The organism is Halovivax limisalsi (assembly GCF_023093535.1).
In the GTDB taxonomy this organism is placed as follows: Archaea; Halobacteriota; Halobacteria; order Halobacteriales; family Natrialbaceae; genus Halovivax; species Halovivax limisalsi.
Genome location: NZ_CP095757.1, coordinates 3,643,637 through 3,660,733, shown reverse-complemented (window position 1 = coordinate 3,660,733; position 17,097 = coordinate 3,643,637). Strand labels below are relative to the sequence as shown.

The window sequence follows — 17,097 nt, the reverse complement described above, 5'->3', positions numbered from 1 at the left end:
CGCCCATCAGGCTCGGCCCTCGGTGACCCGCTCGCGGTCGGCGCCGACGTCGCGGGCGATCCGCTCGACGACCTCCGCGGTCACCTCGCCCTCGGTCGCGGCGTAGGACTTCACGCGGGCGGTCACCGCCCGCACCTGCTCGTCGGTCGGATCGTAGCTCGCCTCCTGCAGGTGCTTGCGGACGTTGTGGGTGCCGGTGTGCTTGCCCAGCACGAAGTCGCGCTCGGCGCCGACCATCTCCGGGGTCATCACGCCGGGTTCGAACGTCGCCGCGTTCTCGATCACGCCGGCGGCGTGGATGCCGCTCTCGTGACTGAACGCGTTCTCGCCGACGACCGGCTTGTTGGCCGGCATCGTTACGCCGCTTCGCTCCTCGACCAGCGAGGAGAGCTCGACGAACCGGGTGGTGTCGATGCCCGTGTCGACGCCGTAGATGGACTCGATCGCCATCACGACCTCCTCGGTGGCCGCGTTGCCGGCCCGCTCGCCGATCCCGTTGACCGAGACCTGCGCCTGGCTGGCGCCGGCCTCGATCCCGGCGACGGAGTTCGCGGTCGCCATCCCGAAGTCGTCGTGACAGTGCACGTCCAGCTCGGCGTCGGTGTGCTCGCCGACGAACTCGACGAGATCGCCCATCCGATCGGGCGTACAGACGCCCACCGTGTCGGGGATGTTGATCCAGTCCGCACCCGCTTCCGTCGTCGCCTCGACGACCTCGGCGAGGTAGTCCGCGTCGGTCCGCGTCGCGTCCATGGGCGAGAACATACACTCGACGCCCGCGTCTGTGACGCGCTCGACGCACTCGACGGACTTGCGCTTGACTGCCTCTCGCGTCGAGTGCATCGAATCCTCGATCTGGACGTCCGAGGTCGACGCGAAGACGTGGACCATGTCCACGCCAGAATCCAGCGCCGCCTCGACGTCGGCGTCGACGATCCGGGCGAGGCCGCAGACGGTCGTCTCGCACGCGTCGGCGATGTCGCGCACCGCCTCGAACTCCTCGTCGGAGCTCACCGGGAAGCCCGCCTCGATGACGTGGACGCCCATCTCGTCGAGCACCGCGGCGATCTCACGTTTCTCCTCGTACGTAAAGGAGATGCGTGCCGCTTGCTCGCCGTCTCGCAGCGTCGTATCGAAGAACTGTACGTCGTCAATCTCGGCTACAGTAGCCACTTCATTACCGTCGAAGAACTCGACTCCCCTGCCGGGTGACAGAGGCGCCCTCTGGTGTCGTCATTGCAGCCGTACCAAATGAGCGTACGAACTTAAACTCACGGGTCGGACTGAACGTTGCCTGCCACACCTGGTTTATAATGATGATTGTTGTTCTGTACGTTTTTCGGATATAGAACTCACTATCGAAGATTCGGCCGCTCGAGCGGGGGATCGATGGAGGTCGAGCCGCTTCGGCTCCGTCGGCGCACGGACCCGCGCCGGATCGCTAGTCGAACCGCGGCGGCGATTTCGGCGAGTAGGGGACCGCGAAGAAGGCGTAGACCGGCTTCGAGGAGCCGACGTACGACGGCTCGAACCAGTCGCTCAGGTCGCCCGTGTCGGTAAACTGGATCCGCCGCTCGGTGTCGTTCGGGGCGTTCGGATCGTAGACGTAGATCTCGACCGTATCGTCGTACGTCGAGTAGCCGTAGGCCAGGACCTGGTGGTTGTCGCCGATCTGGTTGAGCCCGGTCTTGAAGATGTTCCCGTGCGTGTCGACGTGGATCAGCCCGATCGGACAGAGCGTGTCGGAATCGAGCGCCGGTTTGATCTCGTTCCTCCACTCCTGGCGCATGACTTCGTTCCGGCTCTTTTTCACCTGACCCCACTTCTTGGTGTTCGGCGAGTTCATCAGCGTCTGGTAGATCCCCGCCCCGAGCGGATTCCCGTTTCCGGGCATGAAGCTATCGAACAGCCGTTCGGAGAGGAAATCGAACAGCGCCGTGTCTTCGGCCGGCTGATCGTCGTCGACCGGCGAGTTCGGCGGCGACCGCTCGACCAGGTCGTCCGGCCAGGGCGAGCGACCGTGTTCGAAGTAGTCTCGAACCGCGAGGACCATCCCGCCGCACATCCCGTTGGTCGTGTCACCGATCTCGTCGATCGACCCGGCTGGACCGAGGTCGATCGGGTTGGGCAAGGTGTACTCGCCGGCGGGGAAGTCGTTGTCGAACGCGAAGACGCAGTCGTCGAGGCTGAATCCCTCGACCGCGGTGTCGAGCACCCGCTCGGTCTCGTAGCTGGGGGTGTTCCGTCCGGGCCGTGCGATGCCGAGGAAGCCGACGGACTCGACGTCGTGTCTGCCGTCGCTTCCCTCTTCTTCCTGGAGTCGGACGTCGAACCCGTGAGCGTCGAGGTTCGTCGTTCGGGTCACGACCTCGTTGTACCCGTTGTACGTCTGGCACTGGGTGAGCAGGGCCGGCTGCTCGCTCTCGAAATCCGGGATGAATTCCACGTTGAACCACTGGTGGGTCGACTGCGTCGTCCCGACGTGCAGTTGCGAACCGTCCGAGAGGGTGTGCGTACCCGATTCCAGATAGAGGTAGCCGATCGTCTCCTCGACGTGCGGCCCGTTCAGGTAGTCCCACTCCTCGATCTGGAGCTCGAACGACCCCGAGCCGACGTTGCGCAGTCGCACGTGCGAGGGATGCTCGCCGTTGTACGTCTGCATGGTCGCGAACACCACCGGATCGTCGTACTCCTCGCCGCCGAAATCGACCGTGTGCCAGTAATTCTCGTCGGACTGGCCGAATTCCACCGTCCCGGCCCATCCGATGCGATCGCCGTTTGCGTCCGCGATCGGACCCTCCGTGAGGGACACGACGCTGACCGTCTCCTCGTTGTGCCGGCGCTCGTCGTTCTGCGAGGTCTCCTCCTCGAGGAATACCTGGCCGTCGGTCGCCGTGACGGTCCGGAGCCGCGGCGCGACCGTGTCCTCGCCGTTGAACGTATCGATGTTCGCCAGGACGACCGGACTCGACGCGGTGATGCGCGTCTCGAACGTAAACTCCGTCCAGTCGTGATCGACGTCCGGAACGCGACCGAATCCGATCTCGACGTCGCGTCGCGGCGTCGCCACGACGCCGACCGTCTCTTCGACGTGGTCGCCGCCGCGACCCTCCTCTTCCTGGAGGCGGACCTCGACCCCTTCGTCGTCCGCGTTTCGCTGGCGCGTCACGATCTCGTGGTGTCCGTTCTCGGTCTGGGACCGACTCACCACGGCCGGGTCGGTTCCGAGCCCGGCCGAGAACGAGACGTCAGACCAGTTGTGATCCGTCGACACGGTCGTGACCTCGACCGGCGTCCCCTCGGAGAGCGGATTCTCGTCGGGCAGCGTGTGGATGCCCTCCTCGAGGACCACGTACCCGATCGTCTCCTCGATGTGCGGGCCGTTGTGGACGTCCCACTCCTCGATCTGGAACTCGAACCGATCCGATCGCACGTCGCGAACCCGCCCGTGACAGGCGTCCTGCCCGTTGTAGGTCATGATCTGCGTGAGCACGACCGGATCGTCGTAGCTGTCGTCTAACTCGATCGTGTGCCAGTGGTCGCCGTCCGGCTGCTCCAGGCCGACGACCCCGGCTTCCCCGATGTCGTTTCCCGATGCATCCGTTATCGGCCCGCTCGGAGCGCCGAGAAACCGGATCTCCTCGTTCGTGTGCCACGTCTCGTCGTCTCCCGAGGTCTCCTCCTCGACGCACATCTCAACCCCGTCGGCACGCACGTTACGCATCCGGATCCCCGCCGTATCTCCGCCGTGGAACGTTGCGATCGACCCGACGACGACCGGTTGCCCGGTCGACTCGAGCTCGGGGACGTCCGCGTCGGTCCACTTGTGATTCCCCTCGAACCCGCCGGCCGTGAACGGAATAGTTTCGTCTGACATATCAAGACACGAATCCATCGTCTCTCTGCCTTTTGAAATAATTATCTAATTATTAAGTATTTATTGTGGCTGTACCGGTTTCGAATCGATATAGCTTCCCGTCCCTCGGAGCCGTTCTCACCTGCTCCCGCCTCCGGAATTCGGACGGAGTCGACCCACGCGAAGACAGTCCAGCTCGCGCCTTCGGCGCTGCGCGGGCTGTGACTTCTCTACTTCGAACCGCCCTCTCGACAGATTTCTGCCGCTCGCGATTTGCTCGCGGCAGAAATATGGGCTCGGGCGGATTCGAACCACTCCTGAGAACCTGCTCGCTTCGCTCGCAGAACCTCAGTATAGTTCGAACTTCCTCGCGTACATTTCTGTGGCTCACTGTCGTTCGCCCCAGAAATGGGCTCGGGCGGATTCGAACCACCGACCTCGGCCTTGTAAAGGCCACGTCATAACCGGCTAGACCACGAGCCCGTACGGACCAGCAATGGGCCGGCGTGAATAACTGTTACCTTCTCGTTCGGTGGACCGCGGGAGAGCGTCGAACCCCCTTGCCCGTCTGCTGATCCGCCGGCTCTGCCGTCCCGTATCGGTCGCCCGTCACGACGCTTCCCGCGCCATACTATTTCGATTCGAAGGGAATATTTATTGGCGCGGCTCTCTCACGGCGGTGTAATGAGCGTAGACTGGGAAGAAGACGACCCGTTCGAGGAACAACGGGACAAAATCGAGAACCCGATGAAGCGGCTGTTCCGCGAGTACGGATCTCGATACGCGTTCCAGGCGGCCGTCGGGATATTTGCGAGTATCTTCGCTCGACTCCTCGATCTACTGCCGCCGTTGATGCTCGGGATCGCCATCGATTCTATCTTTCGCGACGGCGGTCAGGCGAACTTCTCCGAGCAGATCCCGCTGGTCGTGTTGCCCGACGCCTGGCTGCCACCCACCCAGGAGGGACAGTTCTGGTTTACGATCGCCGTCCTGATCGGCGCGTTCGGCTTCGGCGCGATCTTTCACTGGCTGCGCAACTGGGGGTTCAACTCGTTCGCCCAGAACATCCAGCACGACGTCCGGACGGACACGTACGACAAGATGCAGCGGCTGAACATGGACTTCTTCTCCGACAAACAGACCGGCGAGATGATGTCCATCCTCTCGAACGACGTCAATCGCCTGGAACGCTTCCTCAACGACGGGATGAACTCGCTGTTTCGCATGTCCGTCATGGTGCTGGGGATCGGCGGCCTGCTGCTGTGGATCAACTGGCAACTCGCGCTCGTCGCGCTGCTGCCGGTCCCGCTGATCGCCGCGTTCACATACGCGTTCGTCAAGATCATCCAGCCGAAGTACGCGAAAGTGCGCTCGACCGTCGGGAAGGTCAACTCCCGGCTGGAGAACAACCTCGGCGGCATCCAGGTGATCAAGTCGAGCACCACGGAGGACTACGAGTCCGACCGCGTCGACGACGTCTCGATGGACTACTTCGACGCCAACTGGGACGCCATCGAGACCCGGATCAAGTTCTTCCCCGGGCTGCGGGTCATCGCCGGCGTCGGATTCGTCATCACGTTCGTCGTCGGCGGCCTCTGGGTGTTCAACGGCACCGCGCCCGGCCCGTTCACCGGGACGCTCACCGAAGGGAACTTCGTCGTCTTCGTCCTCTACACCCAGCGCTTCATCTGGCCGATGGCCCAGTTTGGCCAGATCATCAACATGTACCAGCGCGCTCGCGCGTCCTCCGCGCGCATGTTCGGCCTCATGGACGAACCGAGCCGCGTCGAGGAGAACCCCGGCGCGACGGAACTCGAGGTCACCGACGGTCGCGTCGAGTACGACGACGTCACGTTCGGCTACGACGAGGCGGAGACGATCGTCGAGGACGTCGACTTCGCGGTCGAGGGCGGCGAGACGCTCGCGCTCGTCGGCCCGACGGGCGCCGGCAAATCGACGATCCTGAAGCTCCTGTTGCGGATGTACGACATCGACGAGGGCGAGATCACCATCGACGGGCAGGACCTCCGGGACGTCACCCTCCGCAGCCTGCGGGAGAAGACGGGCTACGTCAGCCAGGACTCGTTCCTGTTCTACGGGTCCGTCGAGGAGAACATCAAATACGGCACGTTCGACGCCGACCGTGCGGACGTGATCGAGGCCGCGAAGATGGCCGAAGCTCACGACTTCATCGAGAACCTGCCCGAGGGCTACGACACCGAGGTCGGCGAACGCGGCGTCAAACTCTCCGGCGGCCAGCGCCAGCGCATCTCCATCGCGCGGGCGATCCTCAAAGATCCCGACATTCTGATCCTGGACGAGGCGACCAGCGACGTCGACACGGAGACGGAGATGCTCATCCAGCGCTCGATCGACAAACTCGCCGCCGACCGGACGACGTTCGCCATCGCCCACCGCCTCTCGACGATCAAGGACGCCGACAAGATCATCGTCCTCGAAGGGGGCCGGATCGTCGAGCGCGGAACCCACGACGACCTCCTCGACAACGGCGGTCTCTACGCGCACCTCTGGGGCGTCCAGGCCGGCGAGATCGACGAACTCCCGCAGGAGTTCATCGAACGCGCCCAGCGCCGGACCGCCCGCACGGAAGCCGGGCAGGACGACGACTGATCGCCGGGACGACGACCGCCGCCCGCCCCGTTCTAGAACGACTCCTGTTCTCGCTGCCCCTCCTGTCCCGGCGCGCCCTCGTCCTGGCGGTCCTCGCCCGGCGCGGGCGGCGTCCGGTCGCTGTAGTTCTTGCGTCCGATCGCCTCGTCGCCGACCATCGTCATGATGGCCTGCTCGACCTCGAAGGCGGAGTCGTACCCGTCCTCGTTGAACGGCTCGAGCAGCTCGCGGAACGTCGTCGTCTCCTCCTCCATCTCGAGTTCCTCGTCCCCGTAGGCCTCGAGCAGTTCGTCCTGACTCGCGGGATACTCGTGCTCTTCGAGTTTCCGGCCCAGATCCCCGAGTTCGACGCCCTGCTCCCGGTGTGCGTCACTCATGGTTCGGGTTGGGACGGACCGCCGGATACGTGTTCGCCCTGCCAACGCGTGTGTTGAACGCGGGCGCGGCCGTTCCAGTTCACCCGCGATTGACGAGACGGTGCATACAAGACCTGACCGGCCGTCGTGACCTGCATGCACCTGGAACGCGTCGCCTGGCCCGACGCGGCCGATCTCGAAACCGACCTGGCCGTCCTGCCGGTCGGGAGCACGGAACAGCACGGCCCGCACGCCCCGCTCGGGACGGACACGATGGCCGCCGAAGCCGTCGCGGAGGCGGGCGTCGAGGCCTACGACGGCGAGGTCGCGATCGCCCCCGCGATCCCGGTCGGCGTCGCCGAAGAACACCGTCACTTCGCCGGGACCCTCTGGCTCGAACCGGACACCTTCCGGGCCGTCGTCCGGGACTGCGTCACCAGCCTGGGCCATCACGGCTTCGACCGCGTGGTCGTCGTCAACGGCCACGGCGGCAACGCGGACGCCCTTCACGAGGCGACCGGCGAACTCACGCGCCACGAGGACGTCTACGCCGTCGCGTTCACCTGGTTCGACGCAGTCGGCGAGCACTCGGCCGACATGGGCCACGCCGGGCCGCTCGAGACGAGTCTGCTTCGGGCGATCGAGCCGGATCTCGTGCGAGAGGATCGCGTCGAGGACGCCCGCGACGGCGCGGCCGACGGCTGGGGCGAGTGGGTGAGCTTCGCGAACCTCGCCCACGACGCCGCCGAGTTCACCGAGAACGGCGTCGTGGGTGACCCGACCGACGGAGACGCCGCTCGCGGCGAAGAATTGCTCGACCTCGCAGCCGCATCACTCGCGAGGCTGCTGGGTGCCGTCGAAGAGCGTGATCTCACGAACGCCGGTGACGGGGAGAACTAGCGTCGCCCAGGGCGATTCGATCGCGCAGCCGGCGTCCGACACGATCGGCCCTCGGTCGGATTTCGGGACTCGGCCGTCGACTTACTCCGCGTCGCCGCCCCCTTCGCCGTCCGCAGCGGCGTCCTGGAGCGTCCCCCGGAGCTGGGGCATGGTCGACGTGAGGTCGGTGACCTGATCCGCCGCCTCCTCGACGGTTTCGACCGTCGATTCGACCGCCTCGATGTCGGCCGCGAGGTCGTCGGCGTCGTCGAAGGCCTCTGCGCGCTCGCCCATCGTGTACCACTTCTTCGCGTCGCGCAGGTGTGACTCGGCTTCCCCGGCGTCGAGCGCCGATTTTAGCCCGTTGAGCGCGCCGAGGACGTTGTCGGCGTCGGTCTCCCAGATTTCGTCGGCGGCCGGCAGTTCCTCGCGCGCCGCCGCGAGCGAGGATTCGACGTCCTCGCGCATCTCGCTGGCCGCCTCCCCGAAGAGGTCCTCGTCCGTGAGTGAGGCCTGGCTCATGCCCGATCGTACTCCGCGGGGCGGGTTAAACTATCGCCCGAAAGTGAAAGTGAAAATCGACCGCTAGGACGGTCCATCCGGGCGTGAGTTGGGGGATCGGTCACTCGCCTCGACCCGCCACGTCGACGACGCGCATCAGCGGGTAGCCGTCGTCCATCGCCATTCGCGACGTGACGCGCCGACCGTCGCGTTCGACGACGATTTCGACGTCGAGAAACCGACCGGTCAACTCCGTGTAGTCGGCCGCGTCCTCCTCGAGTTCCCGTTCGAGCGCGTCGACGTCCACGTCGACGGTGACCCGCTCGCAGTGTGGCTGGTTCTCGATCGATTCCTCCATCGCGCGCGCGAGGCTGCCGGCGCTTTCGGGCGAGACGGGCGTGCCGGCGAACTGGTGGTACAGCGAGCCGAACTTGATCCCGCTCTCGAAACAGGCGACTTCGGCCGGGGTGGGATCGGTGCTCGAGGAGTCCGGTCCGTCCGAGTGCATACCGGGTGATCGCGACCTCGCGGCAAGGACGTTCCGGTCGGGCGCGAGCTGGGGCCGGTCGTCTCCGGAGCAGAGTCGATCTCCCGCGTGCATCCGATTCGCTCGCTGTACCAGAACTCCTTGACCAGCACCGTTCGCGTGCAGTCGGCTGTCACCCGCCGGTCGAGACCGCAAGGTACGTATCGGGGCCGGGCTATCCACCGAACGAATGGCACAGTCGGTCCTGCTAACCGGGGCATCAGGGCGGGTTGGCTCGGCGATCCTGGGCGAACTCGCCGACGCGTACACCTGGCGACTGCTCGATCGCGATCCGCCGACCGAGGACTACCCCGGCGAGTTCGTCGTGGCCGACATCACCGACGAGAAGGCCGTCCGCGAGGCGATGGCGGGAATGGACGCGGTGATCCACCTCGCCGGCGACCCGCGTAAGGACGCTCCGTGGTCGAGCGTCCTCCCCAACAACATCGACGGCACCCGTGTGATCTACGAGGCGGCCGTCGCGGAGGGCGTCGAGACGGTGGCCTTCGCCTCCTCGAATCACGCGGTGGGCCACTACGAGACCGACGAGCGCACCCCCGACGTGTACCGCGAGGACGACGACTTCCGCCTCGACGGGACGGAACTTCCGCGACCGGGCAACCTCTACGGCGTCTCGAAGGCGACCGGCGAACTCCTCGGTCGGTACTACCACGACGAGTACGACCTCTCGGTCGCCTGCGTCAGGATCGGCAACCTCACGAAGGACCACCCCCCGATCGACTACGAGCGGGGCCAGGCGATGTGGCTCTCCTACCGCGACTGTGCACACCTCTTCCAGCGCTGTATCGAGGCCGACTACGGCTACGAGATCGTCTACGGCATCTCCGACAACGACCGCAAGTACTACTCGATCGAGCGCGCCCGCGAGGTGCTCGGCTACGACCCGCAGGACAACTCCGCGGAGTACGAGTCCTGAGTACTGTACCGCCCGACGAGCCGGTCGGGGCCGAGGTCGTCCGACCGGACGTACGGGACGTCAGGAGACATCCGCGAGCAGATCCTCACTCGAAGAGGCCTTCGACGTCCGCGATCGTCGAGTCGCGCCGATCGACGCGCTGGCGCAGCCGCTGGTACGCGATGTCTCGGTTCTTCGCGTCACCGGCGACGAAATCCCGTAACAGCGCCCGGAACGGCGTTCCCGTGCGGTCGCGCTCGGCGCCGGTCAGCGCGTATTCCCCGGCTCGCTCGACGACTCCCTCGTCGTAGCCCCACTCGTCGGCGAGGACCGTCGCGGCGACGGCGATCTCCGCGGGCGAACAGTCCGAAAGGGTCAGAATCGTTCCCTCGTGCGAAAGCGAGAGCGGGCGGCGCCGTTCGACCAGCTCCGGATCCGCGGCGAGAGCGGCGAGGAACCGTCTCGCTGCGCCGACGTTGCAGCCCCGGTAGTCCGCGGGGAGGTCGGCGAGGTAGTCGCGGGCGCTCTCGGCCAGGCCGACCGCTCCTTCCCAGTTTCGCCCGTGGGCGTGGTGGACCGCCGCGGTGAACTGGATCAATCCGTGGAGCAGCACCTCGTCCCCGGTGCCCGATTCGAGGTCGAGCCAGTGGGCTTCCCAGGCGTCGTGCGCGGCGTGGTAGTGCCCGTCGTTGTAGACGGCGATGCCGGCCCGGAGCGCCGTTTCCATGGTGTGACGTTGGCGTCCGATCGGCAAAAACCCGCCGACGGGTCGACCCCGTGTCGGCGCCGTCTCTGTCGTCGGTGTCGAACGACCGGAGAAATCGGTGACTGTCCGCGGACGCCGCCCGAGGCGGCCTCGATTCTCGGCGCTCAGCGTCCCCAGAAGTTCTCGCGGCTGCCGAGCTGGGGTCGGTCGGGGCCGTTGTCGTCGCCGTCCCGTTCTTCCTCGTCCTCGTCGGCCGACTCCTCGGCCGATTCGTCGTCTTCGTCCGCGTCTTTCTCCGGGTCGAGGGGCAGGCGTTCGACCTCCTCCGCGCGGGCGTGATTGCTGTGGACGCGGGTGATTTCGACGCGCGAGCGGGCCTTCGGGAGGACGCCGTCGACCATGACGATGAAGCCGTCCTCGGTTCGGCCGACGCCGGCGCCGCTCTCGTGCATGTCGACGACGTCGACCACGACCTCTTCGCCGCTCTTGACGGGCTGGCTCTTCAGGTCCTCGATGGGCTGGCTGTAGTGGTTACACCACTCTTTGCCACCCCGGTCGCCGTAGTGCTGACACCCCATGCCTGCGATACGCTCGGAAAAACTCGGGCAGTCGTCCGCGAGTGGACAGTCAGCCATAGGCCGAGTAGTATCGGGACCGTTAAACCGCTTGCGTATCTGCCCTCCGGCGGCCGCGTCGGCCGTCGACGGTCGAGCGATCGGTTCGGCTCGCGCGCTCGTGCCGTCGACGGCCGGGCCGGCCAGCCGCGAATCCGACCGTCGAAACCCGTCGCCGAACGCCGCCGGTTTCGAAAGGATTTACGGGGTTCGCGTCCCAGTCTCGGGCGATGAAGATCCTCGTACCGGTCGCGGAAGTGTCGACCGTCGACGACGAGTTCGAGATCGAAGGCACCGAGATCGACGAGCGCTACCTCGGCGCGGACCTCAACGAGTGGGACGATTACGCCATCGAGGAGGCCGTCCAGCTGCAGGAAGCCGATCTCGCCGACGAGGTCGTGACCGTAACGATCGGCCCCGAGGACAGCGAGCAGACGATCCGTCAGGCGCTTGCGAAGGGCGCCGATCGCGCGGTTCGCATCTGGGACGACGCCCTCCAGGGCGTCGACTTACTCGACGTCGACGCGAAGGCCGAGATCCTCGCCGCCGTCGTCGAGGACGAAGATCCCGACCTCATCCTCACGGGCGTCCAGACGGGCGACGACAGCTGGATGGCGACGGGCGTCACGCTGGCCGAGACGCTCGGCTTCCAGTGGTCGGCGGTCGTCAACGAGCTCGATCACGACGCCCTCGAGGACGGCACCGCGGCCGTCCACCGCGAACTCGAGGGCGGCGTCGAGGAGCTCAGCGAGGTCGACCTGCCAGCCGTGTTGACCATCCAGACCGGTATCAACGAGCCGCGATACGCGAGCCTGCGCGGCATCCGTCAGGCCCAGCGCAAGGAACTCGACGCGAAGTCGCTCGAGGAGCTGGGCCTGGACGACTCCGTCGTCGAGGGCCACCTCGAACTGACCGCGATGTACGAGCCCGAGTCCGAGAGCGACGCGACGATCTTCGAGGGCAGCGCCGAGGAGACCGCCGGCGAACTCGCAGATCTGCTTCGCGAGAAGGGGGTGGTCGCATGAGCGAACGAAGCAAGCTCCTGCGAGTACGCCAGAGCTTCGCTCTGGAGGTGGTCGCATGAGCGACGTCCTTGCGATCGCGGACCACCGCCGCGGCGAGTTGCGCGACGTGAGCTACGAACTCGCGACGGCGGGGCGGGACCTGGCCGACGCGACCGGCGGCGAGGTCCACCTCGCGGTGATCGGCGGCGACGTCGACTCGTTCGGCGAGAAACTCGACCGCGAGGGCGTCGACGTCGTCCACACGGTTGCAGACGGCGAGGAGTTCAACCACGACGTCTCCGTCCAGGTTCTCGAACAGCTCTACGACGAGCTGGCACCGCAGTACGTGCTGGTGCCAAACAGCGTCAACGGTCTCGACTACGCGCCGGCGGCCGCGGCCCGGCTCGACGTGCCGATCGTCACCGACGTGATCGATCTGGCCGTCGAGGGCGAGTCGCTGGTCGCGACGCGCGAGATGTACGGCGGGAAGGTCGAGACGACGACCGAACTCGACGCGGGCTCGGCGCTGGCGACGATCCGCGAGGGCGAGTGGCCGGCAGCCGACGGCACCGGCGACGCCGCGATCGAGGCGTTCGACGCCGAGATCGACGAGGCCGCGATCGGTTCGACCGTGACCGGCTTCGAGGAGGTCGCCGGCGGCGATGTCGACATCACCGAGGCGGACCTGCTGGTTTCGATCGGCCGCGGGATCGAAGAGGAGGAAAACCTCGACCTCATCCGCGAGCTGGTCGAGGCGACCGGCGCGACGCTGTCGTCGTCGCGGCCGATCGTCGACAACGGCTGGCTGCCGGCCAACCGGCAGGTCGGCCAATCCGGTAAAGTTGTCACGCCGGAGGTCTACATCGCGATCGGCATCTCCGGGGCGGTCCAGCACGTCGCCGGGATGAAGGGCTCGGAGACGATCGTCGCGATCAACACGGACCCGAACGCGCCGATCATGGACATCGCGGATTACGCGATCCACGACGACCTCTTCGACGTCGTCCCCGCGCTGATCGAGGAGTTCGAGTAACAGGACCGCGACCGACGGGAGCGGCCTTTTTGGCCCGGATGGTTCGAGGAGGGTGAACGGGGTTCACCGACCAGAAACGGTGGTCCCGCGTCGTCCCCGCGCTGATCGACGAATTCCGGATGCCGACACCGTACGTGCGGGAACCGTCTTTGTCGCTGATCCCGGGGCCCGAGTGGCTACCGTGAGCCGACCGTGGCCCTGCAACCGGCGCGGCGACCGGCCGGACCCTCGACGAACGGGGACCGTTACGCGCGGACTGGCTGCCGAACAGGCCAGCGAGCGGCGTACTCGACGAACGATCGCAGACTGTCTGGACCTCCCACGCCTGTCACCTCCACAATAATATATATCTTTGACTATTTATTTATCGATTGAATCGATGATATTATACTCTCGCGCTCGACTAGGGTACCCATGACCTCTCGTCGGTCCAGACGACGCTTCTTGGGAGCACTCGGGGCCGGAACGGCGGGACTCGGTGCGGGCTGTCTCGATACGGTTCCGGGAATCGGGACCAGCGCCGAGCCCGATCCGACGGATCGCACGATCAAACTGGGGCTCCTGCTCGGGGTGAGCGGCCAGGTTGGTCCGATCGGGACGGACGTCGAGAAAGCCGCGAGGCTCCCCGTCGAACAGCTCGAAGCCGCGAACACGGGATTTCACTTCGACGTTCGGATGGAGGATACGGAGTCGGACCCGCGAACGGGCGTCGAAGGCGCACTCAAGCTGGTCCGGTCCGGGTATCCGGCGGTCAACGGCGCGCTGATTTCCGACGTCACGCTCCAGGCGACCCAGCAGGTGCTGATCCCCTATCGAACGGTGTGCTGTTCGCCGGCGAGTACGAGTCCGACGCTCAGCGTGCTGAACGACGTCGATCTCGTGTTCCGGACCGTGGTCTCGGACGCGTTGCAGGCGCGCGTGCTGGCGCGGCTCGCCGCCGACGCTGGTCACGAGGATGCGGCCGTTATCTACGTGAACAACGATTACGGCTACCAGCTCACCCGCGCGTTCAGCCGGTCGTTCCGGACCGAACACGGCGGCACAGTGTCCGCTCGATTGCCTTACGACGCACCGAGCCCGGACGAATTCGCGTACGTCGGCGACCGTTCGTCGATCGCGGAGAGCGAGCCCGACGTCGTGGTCGTGATCGGGTACGCCGACGACGGTGCCCGGTTGTTCGAGGATCTCCACGAGAGCCTCCCGGAGACGGACGTGCTGGTCACGGACGGGTTGCAGGACGAGGGCCTCCCCGCCGACGTCGACCACTCGCTCGATCACGTCACCGGGACGGCGCCGCTCTCCGGCGGTCCCGGGGCGACAGCCTTCGCGGAGGCGCTCGAGGACCGGTACGATATCTCGGCCGACAGCACCTCGTTCAACGCCGCGGCCTACGACGCGACGGCCGTCCTCCTGCTGGCGAACGCCTACGCCGGGCGCAACGACGGCGAGGCGATCCGGGCGGCGATCCGGGAGGTGACGAGCGAACCAGGCGAGCGGATCGCCCCCGACTCACTCGCGGACGGGATGGCGCTGGCCGCGGCCGGTGAACCGATCACGTACGTCGGGGCGTCGAGCGACGTCGTCTTCGACGACAACGGCGACGTCGCGGCCGGGACGTTCGCCCACTGGACGTTCGACGGCGATTCGATCGAGCGGCTCGACCGGGTGAGCCTCTGATGTCCGGTCTCGCCCGCTTCGTCCCGTCGTTCGTTCGCCGGCGCTACCTGGCGAAGTTCGTCGTCTCGATCCTCGCCGTCGTGCTCGTCATCGGCCTCGTCGGGGCCGCGAGTTACGGACAGGTGAACGAGACGGTCAGGACGGATGCGACCGACCAGCTCGAGCGGACCGCCGAGATGCAGGCCGGGACGATCGGCGACTGGGTCGAGACGATGGGCGTCCAGACGCGCTCGATATCGGCGGCCCAGCCGCTGGTCGAGGGCGAGACGCAGGCCGTCCAGGCCCAGCTCGTCGAATCGCAGGCGCGCATGTCGGTCGCGGTCAGAGCCATCCACTACGTCGACACCGACAGCGGCGAGATCGTCACGAGCACCGACGCCGACCGCCGCGGCCAGGCGCTCTCGGCCGTCGACGAACCCTGGGCCGACCTCGGCTTCGTCGACTCGTTCACGCTCGACGACGACGTCTGGCACTCGCCGCAGTCGTATCGCGCGGACGTGCTGGACGACCAGGTCATGGCCTTCGCCAGCCCAGTCCGCGACCGCGACGATCGGATCGCCGTCGTCATCGGCGCGCTCGAGTACCGCTTGCAGGAACTCGAACAACCGTCGACAGACGCGACCACCACCGTCTTCGACGCCGACGGAACGCCGGTCCTGGCCGGTGACAACCGATCCGTCGACGCCGCGGCGATCGACGACGAATCGCTCGCTGCGGCGATGGGCGGGCGCCCGACGATCCACGAGACCGACGAGGACGTCTACGCGTACGTTCCTATCGCGGACACGCCCTGGGTCGCGGTGACGACGGTGCCAACGGAGGCGGCCTACGGCGTCGCGAATTCGGTCGGTGATAGTTTCGTCCTGACGGTGCTCGTGAGCCTGCTCGCGCTCGGCGTGATGGGCGTGGTCCTCGGGCGCCAGACCGTCTTGCCGCTCGCCGCGTTGCGCGATCGCGCGGCGGCGATGGAGGGCGGCGATCTCGACGTCGATCTGGAGACCGATCGCGTCGACGAGATCGGCCGGCTCTACGAGGGCTTCGACGCGATGCGAACGTCGCTCAAACGACGGATCGAGGAGGCGACCGAGGCGCGACGCGAGGCCGAAGAAGCGCGAGCGGAGACGGCCGAGATCAACCGCCATCTGGAGGCGACCGCCGCGGAGTACGGCGACGTCATGGCCGACTGCGCGGACGGCGACCTGACCCGTCGACTCGAACCGGATTCGGATCACGAGGCGATGGCCCAGATCGCGACCTCGTTCAACCGGATGGTCGCCGACCTCGAAACGACGACGGCTCGCGCGCAGGCGTTCGCGGACGTCGTCGACCGAGCCAGCCGGTCGGTCGACGGAAGCGCCCGCGAGGTCAAGACCGCCTCCGCACAGATGAGCGAGTCGATCCAGGAGATCTCCGACGGCGCCGATCGGCAGCACGAACACCTCCAGACCGTCGTCGGGGAGATGGAGTCGCTCTCGACGACGACCGAGGAGATCGCCGCGGCGTCGAACGAGGTGGCGGACGTCGCCGAACGGACGGCCGAGACGGGCCAGGACGGCCGGGAGGCGGCCCAGCTCGCCATCGACGGCATGGCGGACGTGCAAGCCGACGCCGACGCGGCCGTCGAGGCGATCGAGGCGCTCGAAGCCGAAATCGAGCAGATCGACGACCTGGTCACGTTCATCTCCGACGTCGCACACGAGACGAACATGCTCGCGCTCAACGCCAACATCGAGGCCTCGCGCGAAGCGGACGAGGCCGGCGACGACGGCGGGTTCGCCGTCGTCGCAGAGGAGATCAAGGAACTCGCGGCCGAGACGAAGGAGGCCACGACCGACATCGAAGAGCGCATCGAGCGCATCACCGAGCGCACCGACGAGACCGCCGGACAGGTCGAGCGGACCGCCGAGCGCATCGAGGAGCACGTCGACTCGGTCGAGAACGCCGCCGGCGCGCTCGAGGAGATCGCGGCGTACGCGACGGAGACGAACGACGGCGTCCAGGAGATCTCCGCGGCGACCGAACAGCAGGCCGCGACGACGGAGGAGGTCGTCTCGATGGCCGCCTCGGCGACCGAGATCGCCGACCAGACCGCCGCCGAGTCCGAGCAGGTTGCCGCGGCGGCCGAAGAACAGACGTCGGCGGTGACGGCCGTGAGTCACCGGGCCGACGGCCTCTCCGTCCAGGCCGAGCGCCTGAGCGACGCGCTCGACGGGTTCGAGACGGACGTCGAACCCGCCGTCGAGACCGAGTTCGTCGAGTTCGTCGCCGCGGACGAGGCTGACTCGGAATCGGGGCTGCCGGTCTGGGAGGACGACCGGTAGCCGGCGGATCGACGCCCCGATACCAGCGTCGGATCTCCTCACGGACCGTCGATCCCCGGGGCCGTGCGACCGATCGT

14 protein-coding genes and 1 tRNA gene are annotated in these 17,097 nt (G+C 66.7%); 7 read left to right on the top strand and 8 right to left on the bottom strand.

Annotated features, from left to right (window positions below):
* Positions 1-6: 6 nt before the first annotated feature.
* From MXA07_RS17005 to MXA07_RS16995, 3 genes are all read right to left on the bottom strand, one after another.
* Complete coding sequence (locus MXA07_RS17005; protein WP_247731775.1) at positions 7-1,215, bottom strand: LeuA family protein; 1,209 nt, start codon at positions 1,213-1,215, stop codon at positions 7-9.
* Positions 1,216-1,441: 226 nt separating this feature from the next.
* A complete protein-coding gene (locus tag MXA07_RS17000; RefSeq protein ID WP_247729787.1) occupies positions 1,442-3,877 on the bottom strand; it encodes a hypothetical protein in 2,436 nt (811 codons plus the stop codon).
* A gap of 388 nt (positions 3,878-4,265) precedes the next feature.
* Positions 4,266-4,339: transfer RNA gene (locus MXA07_RS16995), tRNA-Val, on the bottom strand.
* 201 nt (positions 4,340-4,540) lie between these two features.
* Between MXA07_RS16995 and MXA07_RS16990 the strand changes: the two genes are divergently transcribed.
* On the top strand, positions 4,541-6,487 hold the full coding sequence (locus MXA07_RS16990; RefSeq protein ID WP_247729786.1) for an ABC transporter ATP-binding protein: 1,947 nt from the start codon (positions 4,541-4,543) through the stop codon (positions 6,485-6,487).
* Between the two features lie 32 nt (positions 6,488-6,519).
* Here the strand turns inward: MXA07_RS16990 and MXA07_RS16985 are convergent, their stop codons facing one another.
* Entirely contained in the window at positions 6,520-6,864 is a 345-nt protein-coding gene (locus MXA07_RS16985; RefSeq protein ID WP_247729785.1) for a DUF5789 family protein, read from the bottom strand.
* Positions 6,865-6,999: 135 nt separating this feature from the next.
* On the opposite strand from MXA07_RS16985, the gene MXA07_RS16980 reads away from it, so the two are divergent.
* Positions 7,000-7,743, top strand: a complete 744-nt coding sequence (locus MXA07_RS16980; RefSeq protein WP_247729784.1) for a creatininase family protein — start codon at positions 7,000-7,002, stop codon at positions 7,741-7,743.
* Between the two features lie 81 nt (positions 7,744-7,824).
* Here the strand turns inward: MXA07_RS16980 and MXA07_RS16975 are convergent, their stop codons facing one another.
* Positions 7,825-8,244 carry a DUF5790 family protein gene (locus tag MXA07_RS16975; protein WP_247729783.1) on the bottom strand — a complete coding sequence of 140 codons (420 nt, stop codon included), beginning with the start codon at positions 8,242-8,244 and terminating at the stop codon, positions 7,825-7,827.
* A 100-nt stretch (positions 8,245-8,344) separates the two neighbouring features.
* A complete protein-coding gene (locus tag MXA07_RS16970) occupies positions 8,345-8,731 on the bottom strand; it encodes a dihydroneopterin aldolase family protein (RefSeq protein WP_247729782.1) in 387 nt (128 codons plus the stop codon).
* Between the two features lie 208 nt (positions 8,732-8,939).
* Here MXA07_RS16970 and azf point away from each other — a divergent pair, with 208 nt between their 5' ends.
* Positions 8,940-9,686 carry an NAD-dependent glucose-6-phosphate dehydrogenase Azf gene (gene azf, locus MXA07_RS16965; protein WP_247729781.1) on the top strand — a complete coding sequence of 249 codons (747 nt, stop codon included), beginning with the start codon at positions 8,940-8,942 and terminating at the stop codon, positions 9,684-9,686.
* A gap of 85 nt (positions 9,687-9,771) precedes the next feature.
* Here the strand turns inward: azf and MXA07_RS16960 are convergent, their stop codons facing one another.
* Positions 9,772-10,392 carry a DUF309 domain-containing protein gene (locus tag MXA07_RS16960; RefSeq protein WP_247729780.1) on the bottom strand — a complete coding sequence of 207 codons (621 nt, stop codon included), beginning with the start codon at positions 10,390-10,392 and terminating at the stop codon, positions 9,772-9,774.
* Between the two features lie 143 nt (positions 10,393-10,535).
* Positions 10,536-11,006, bottom strand: coding sequence for a TRAM domain-containing protein (locus MXA07_RS16955; protein ID WP_247729779.1), 471 nt, complete (start codon positions 11,004-11,006; stop codon positions 10,536-10,538).
* A 209-nt stretch (positions 11,007-11,215) separates the two neighbouring features.
* Here MXA07_RS16955 and MXA07_RS16950 point away from each other — a divergent pair, with 209 nt between their 5' ends.
* The 4 genes from MXA07_RS16950 (at position 11,216) to MXA07_RS16935 (ending at position 17,020) form a co-directional block, all read left to right on the top strand.
* Entirely contained in the window at positions 11,216-12,010 is a 795-nt protein-coding gene (locus MXA07_RS16950; RefSeq protein ID WP_247729778.1) for an electron transfer flavoprotein subunit beta/FixA family protein, read from the top strand.
* A gap of 55 nt (positions 12,011-12,065) precedes the next feature.
* Positions 12,066-13,022: an electron transfer flavoprotein subunit alpha/FixB family protein gene (locus tag MXA07_RS16945; protein ID WP_247729777.1), complete on the top strand. Its 957-nt coding sequence runs from the start codon at positions 12,066-12,068 to the stop codon at positions 13,020-13,022.
* A gap of 414 nt (positions 13,023-13,436) precedes the next feature.
* Complete coding sequence (locus MXA07_RS16940; protein WP_247729776.1) at positions 13,437-14,699, top strand: ABC transporter substrate-binding protein; 1,263 nt, start codon at positions 13,437-13,439, stop codon at positions 14,697-14,699.
* Entirely contained in the window at positions 14,699-17,020 is a 2,322-nt protein-coding gene (locus MXA07_RS16935) for a methyl-accepting chemotaxis protein (protein WP_247729775.1), read from the top strand. Before MXA07_RS16940 ends, MXA07_RS16935 begins: the two co-directional genes overlap by 1 nt.
* Positions 17,021-17,097 lie beyond the last annotated feature (77 nt).

What these genes read in the sequence shown, in the direction of transcription:
- MXA07_RS16990 (WP_247729786.1), top strand. Translation starts at nt 4,541, where the DNA reads ATGAGCGTAGACTGGGAAGAAGACGACCCGTTCGAGGAACAACGGGAC.
- MXA07_RS16955 (WP_247729779.1), bottom strand. Translation starts at nt 11,006, where the DNA reads ATGGCTGACTGTCCACTCGCGGACGACTGCCCGAGTTTTTCCGAGCGT.
- MXA07_RS16975 (WP_247729783.1), bottom strand. Translation starts at nt 8,244, where the DNA reads ATGAGCCAGGCCTCACTCACGGACGAGGACCTCTTCGGGGAGGCGGCC.
- MXA07_RS16950 (WP_247729778.1), top strand. Translation starts at nt 11,216, where the DNA reads ATGAAGATCCTCGTACCGGTCGCGGAAGTGTCGACCGTCGACGACGAG.
- azf (WP_247729781.1), top strand. Translation starts at nt 8,940, where the DNA reads ATGGCACAGTCGGTCCTGCTAACCGGGGCATCAGGGCGGGTTGGCTCG.
- MXA07_RS16940 (WP_247729776.1), top strand. Translation starts at nt 13,437, where the DNA reads ATGACCTCTCGTCGGTCCAGACGACGCTTCTTGGGAGCACTCGGGGCC.
- MXA07_RS16945 (WP_247729777.1), top strand. Translation starts at nt 12,066, where the DNA reads ATGAGCGACGTCCTTGCGATCGCGGACCACCGCCGCGGCGAGTTGCGC.
- MXA07_RS16980 (WP_247729784.1), top strand. Translation starts at nt 7,000, where the DNA reads ATGCACCTGGAACGCGTCGCCTGGCCCGACGCGGCCGATCTCGAAACC.
- MXA07_RS17000 (WP_247729787.1), bottom strand. Translation starts at nt 3,877, where the DNA reads ATGTCAGACGAAACTATTCCGTTCACGGCCGGCGGGTTCGAGGGGAAT.
- MXA07_RS16935 (WP_247729775.1), top strand. Translation starts at nt 14,699, where the DNA reads ATGTCCGGTCTCGCCCGCTTCGTCCCGTCGTTCGTTCGCCGGCGCTAC.
- MXA07_RS16970 (WP_247729782.1), bottom strand. Translation starts at nt 8,731, where the DNA reads ATGCACTCGGACGGACCGGACTCCTCGAGCACCGATCCCACCCCGGCC.
- MXA07_RS16985 (WP_247729785.1), bottom strand. Translation starts at nt 6,864, where the DNA reads ATGAGTGACGCACACCGGGAGCAGGGCGTCGAACTCGGGGATCTGGGC.
- MXA07_RS16960 (WP_247729780.1), bottom strand. Translation starts at nt 10,392, where the DNA reads ATGGAAACGGCGCTCCGGGCCGGCATCGCCGTCTACAACGACGGGCAC.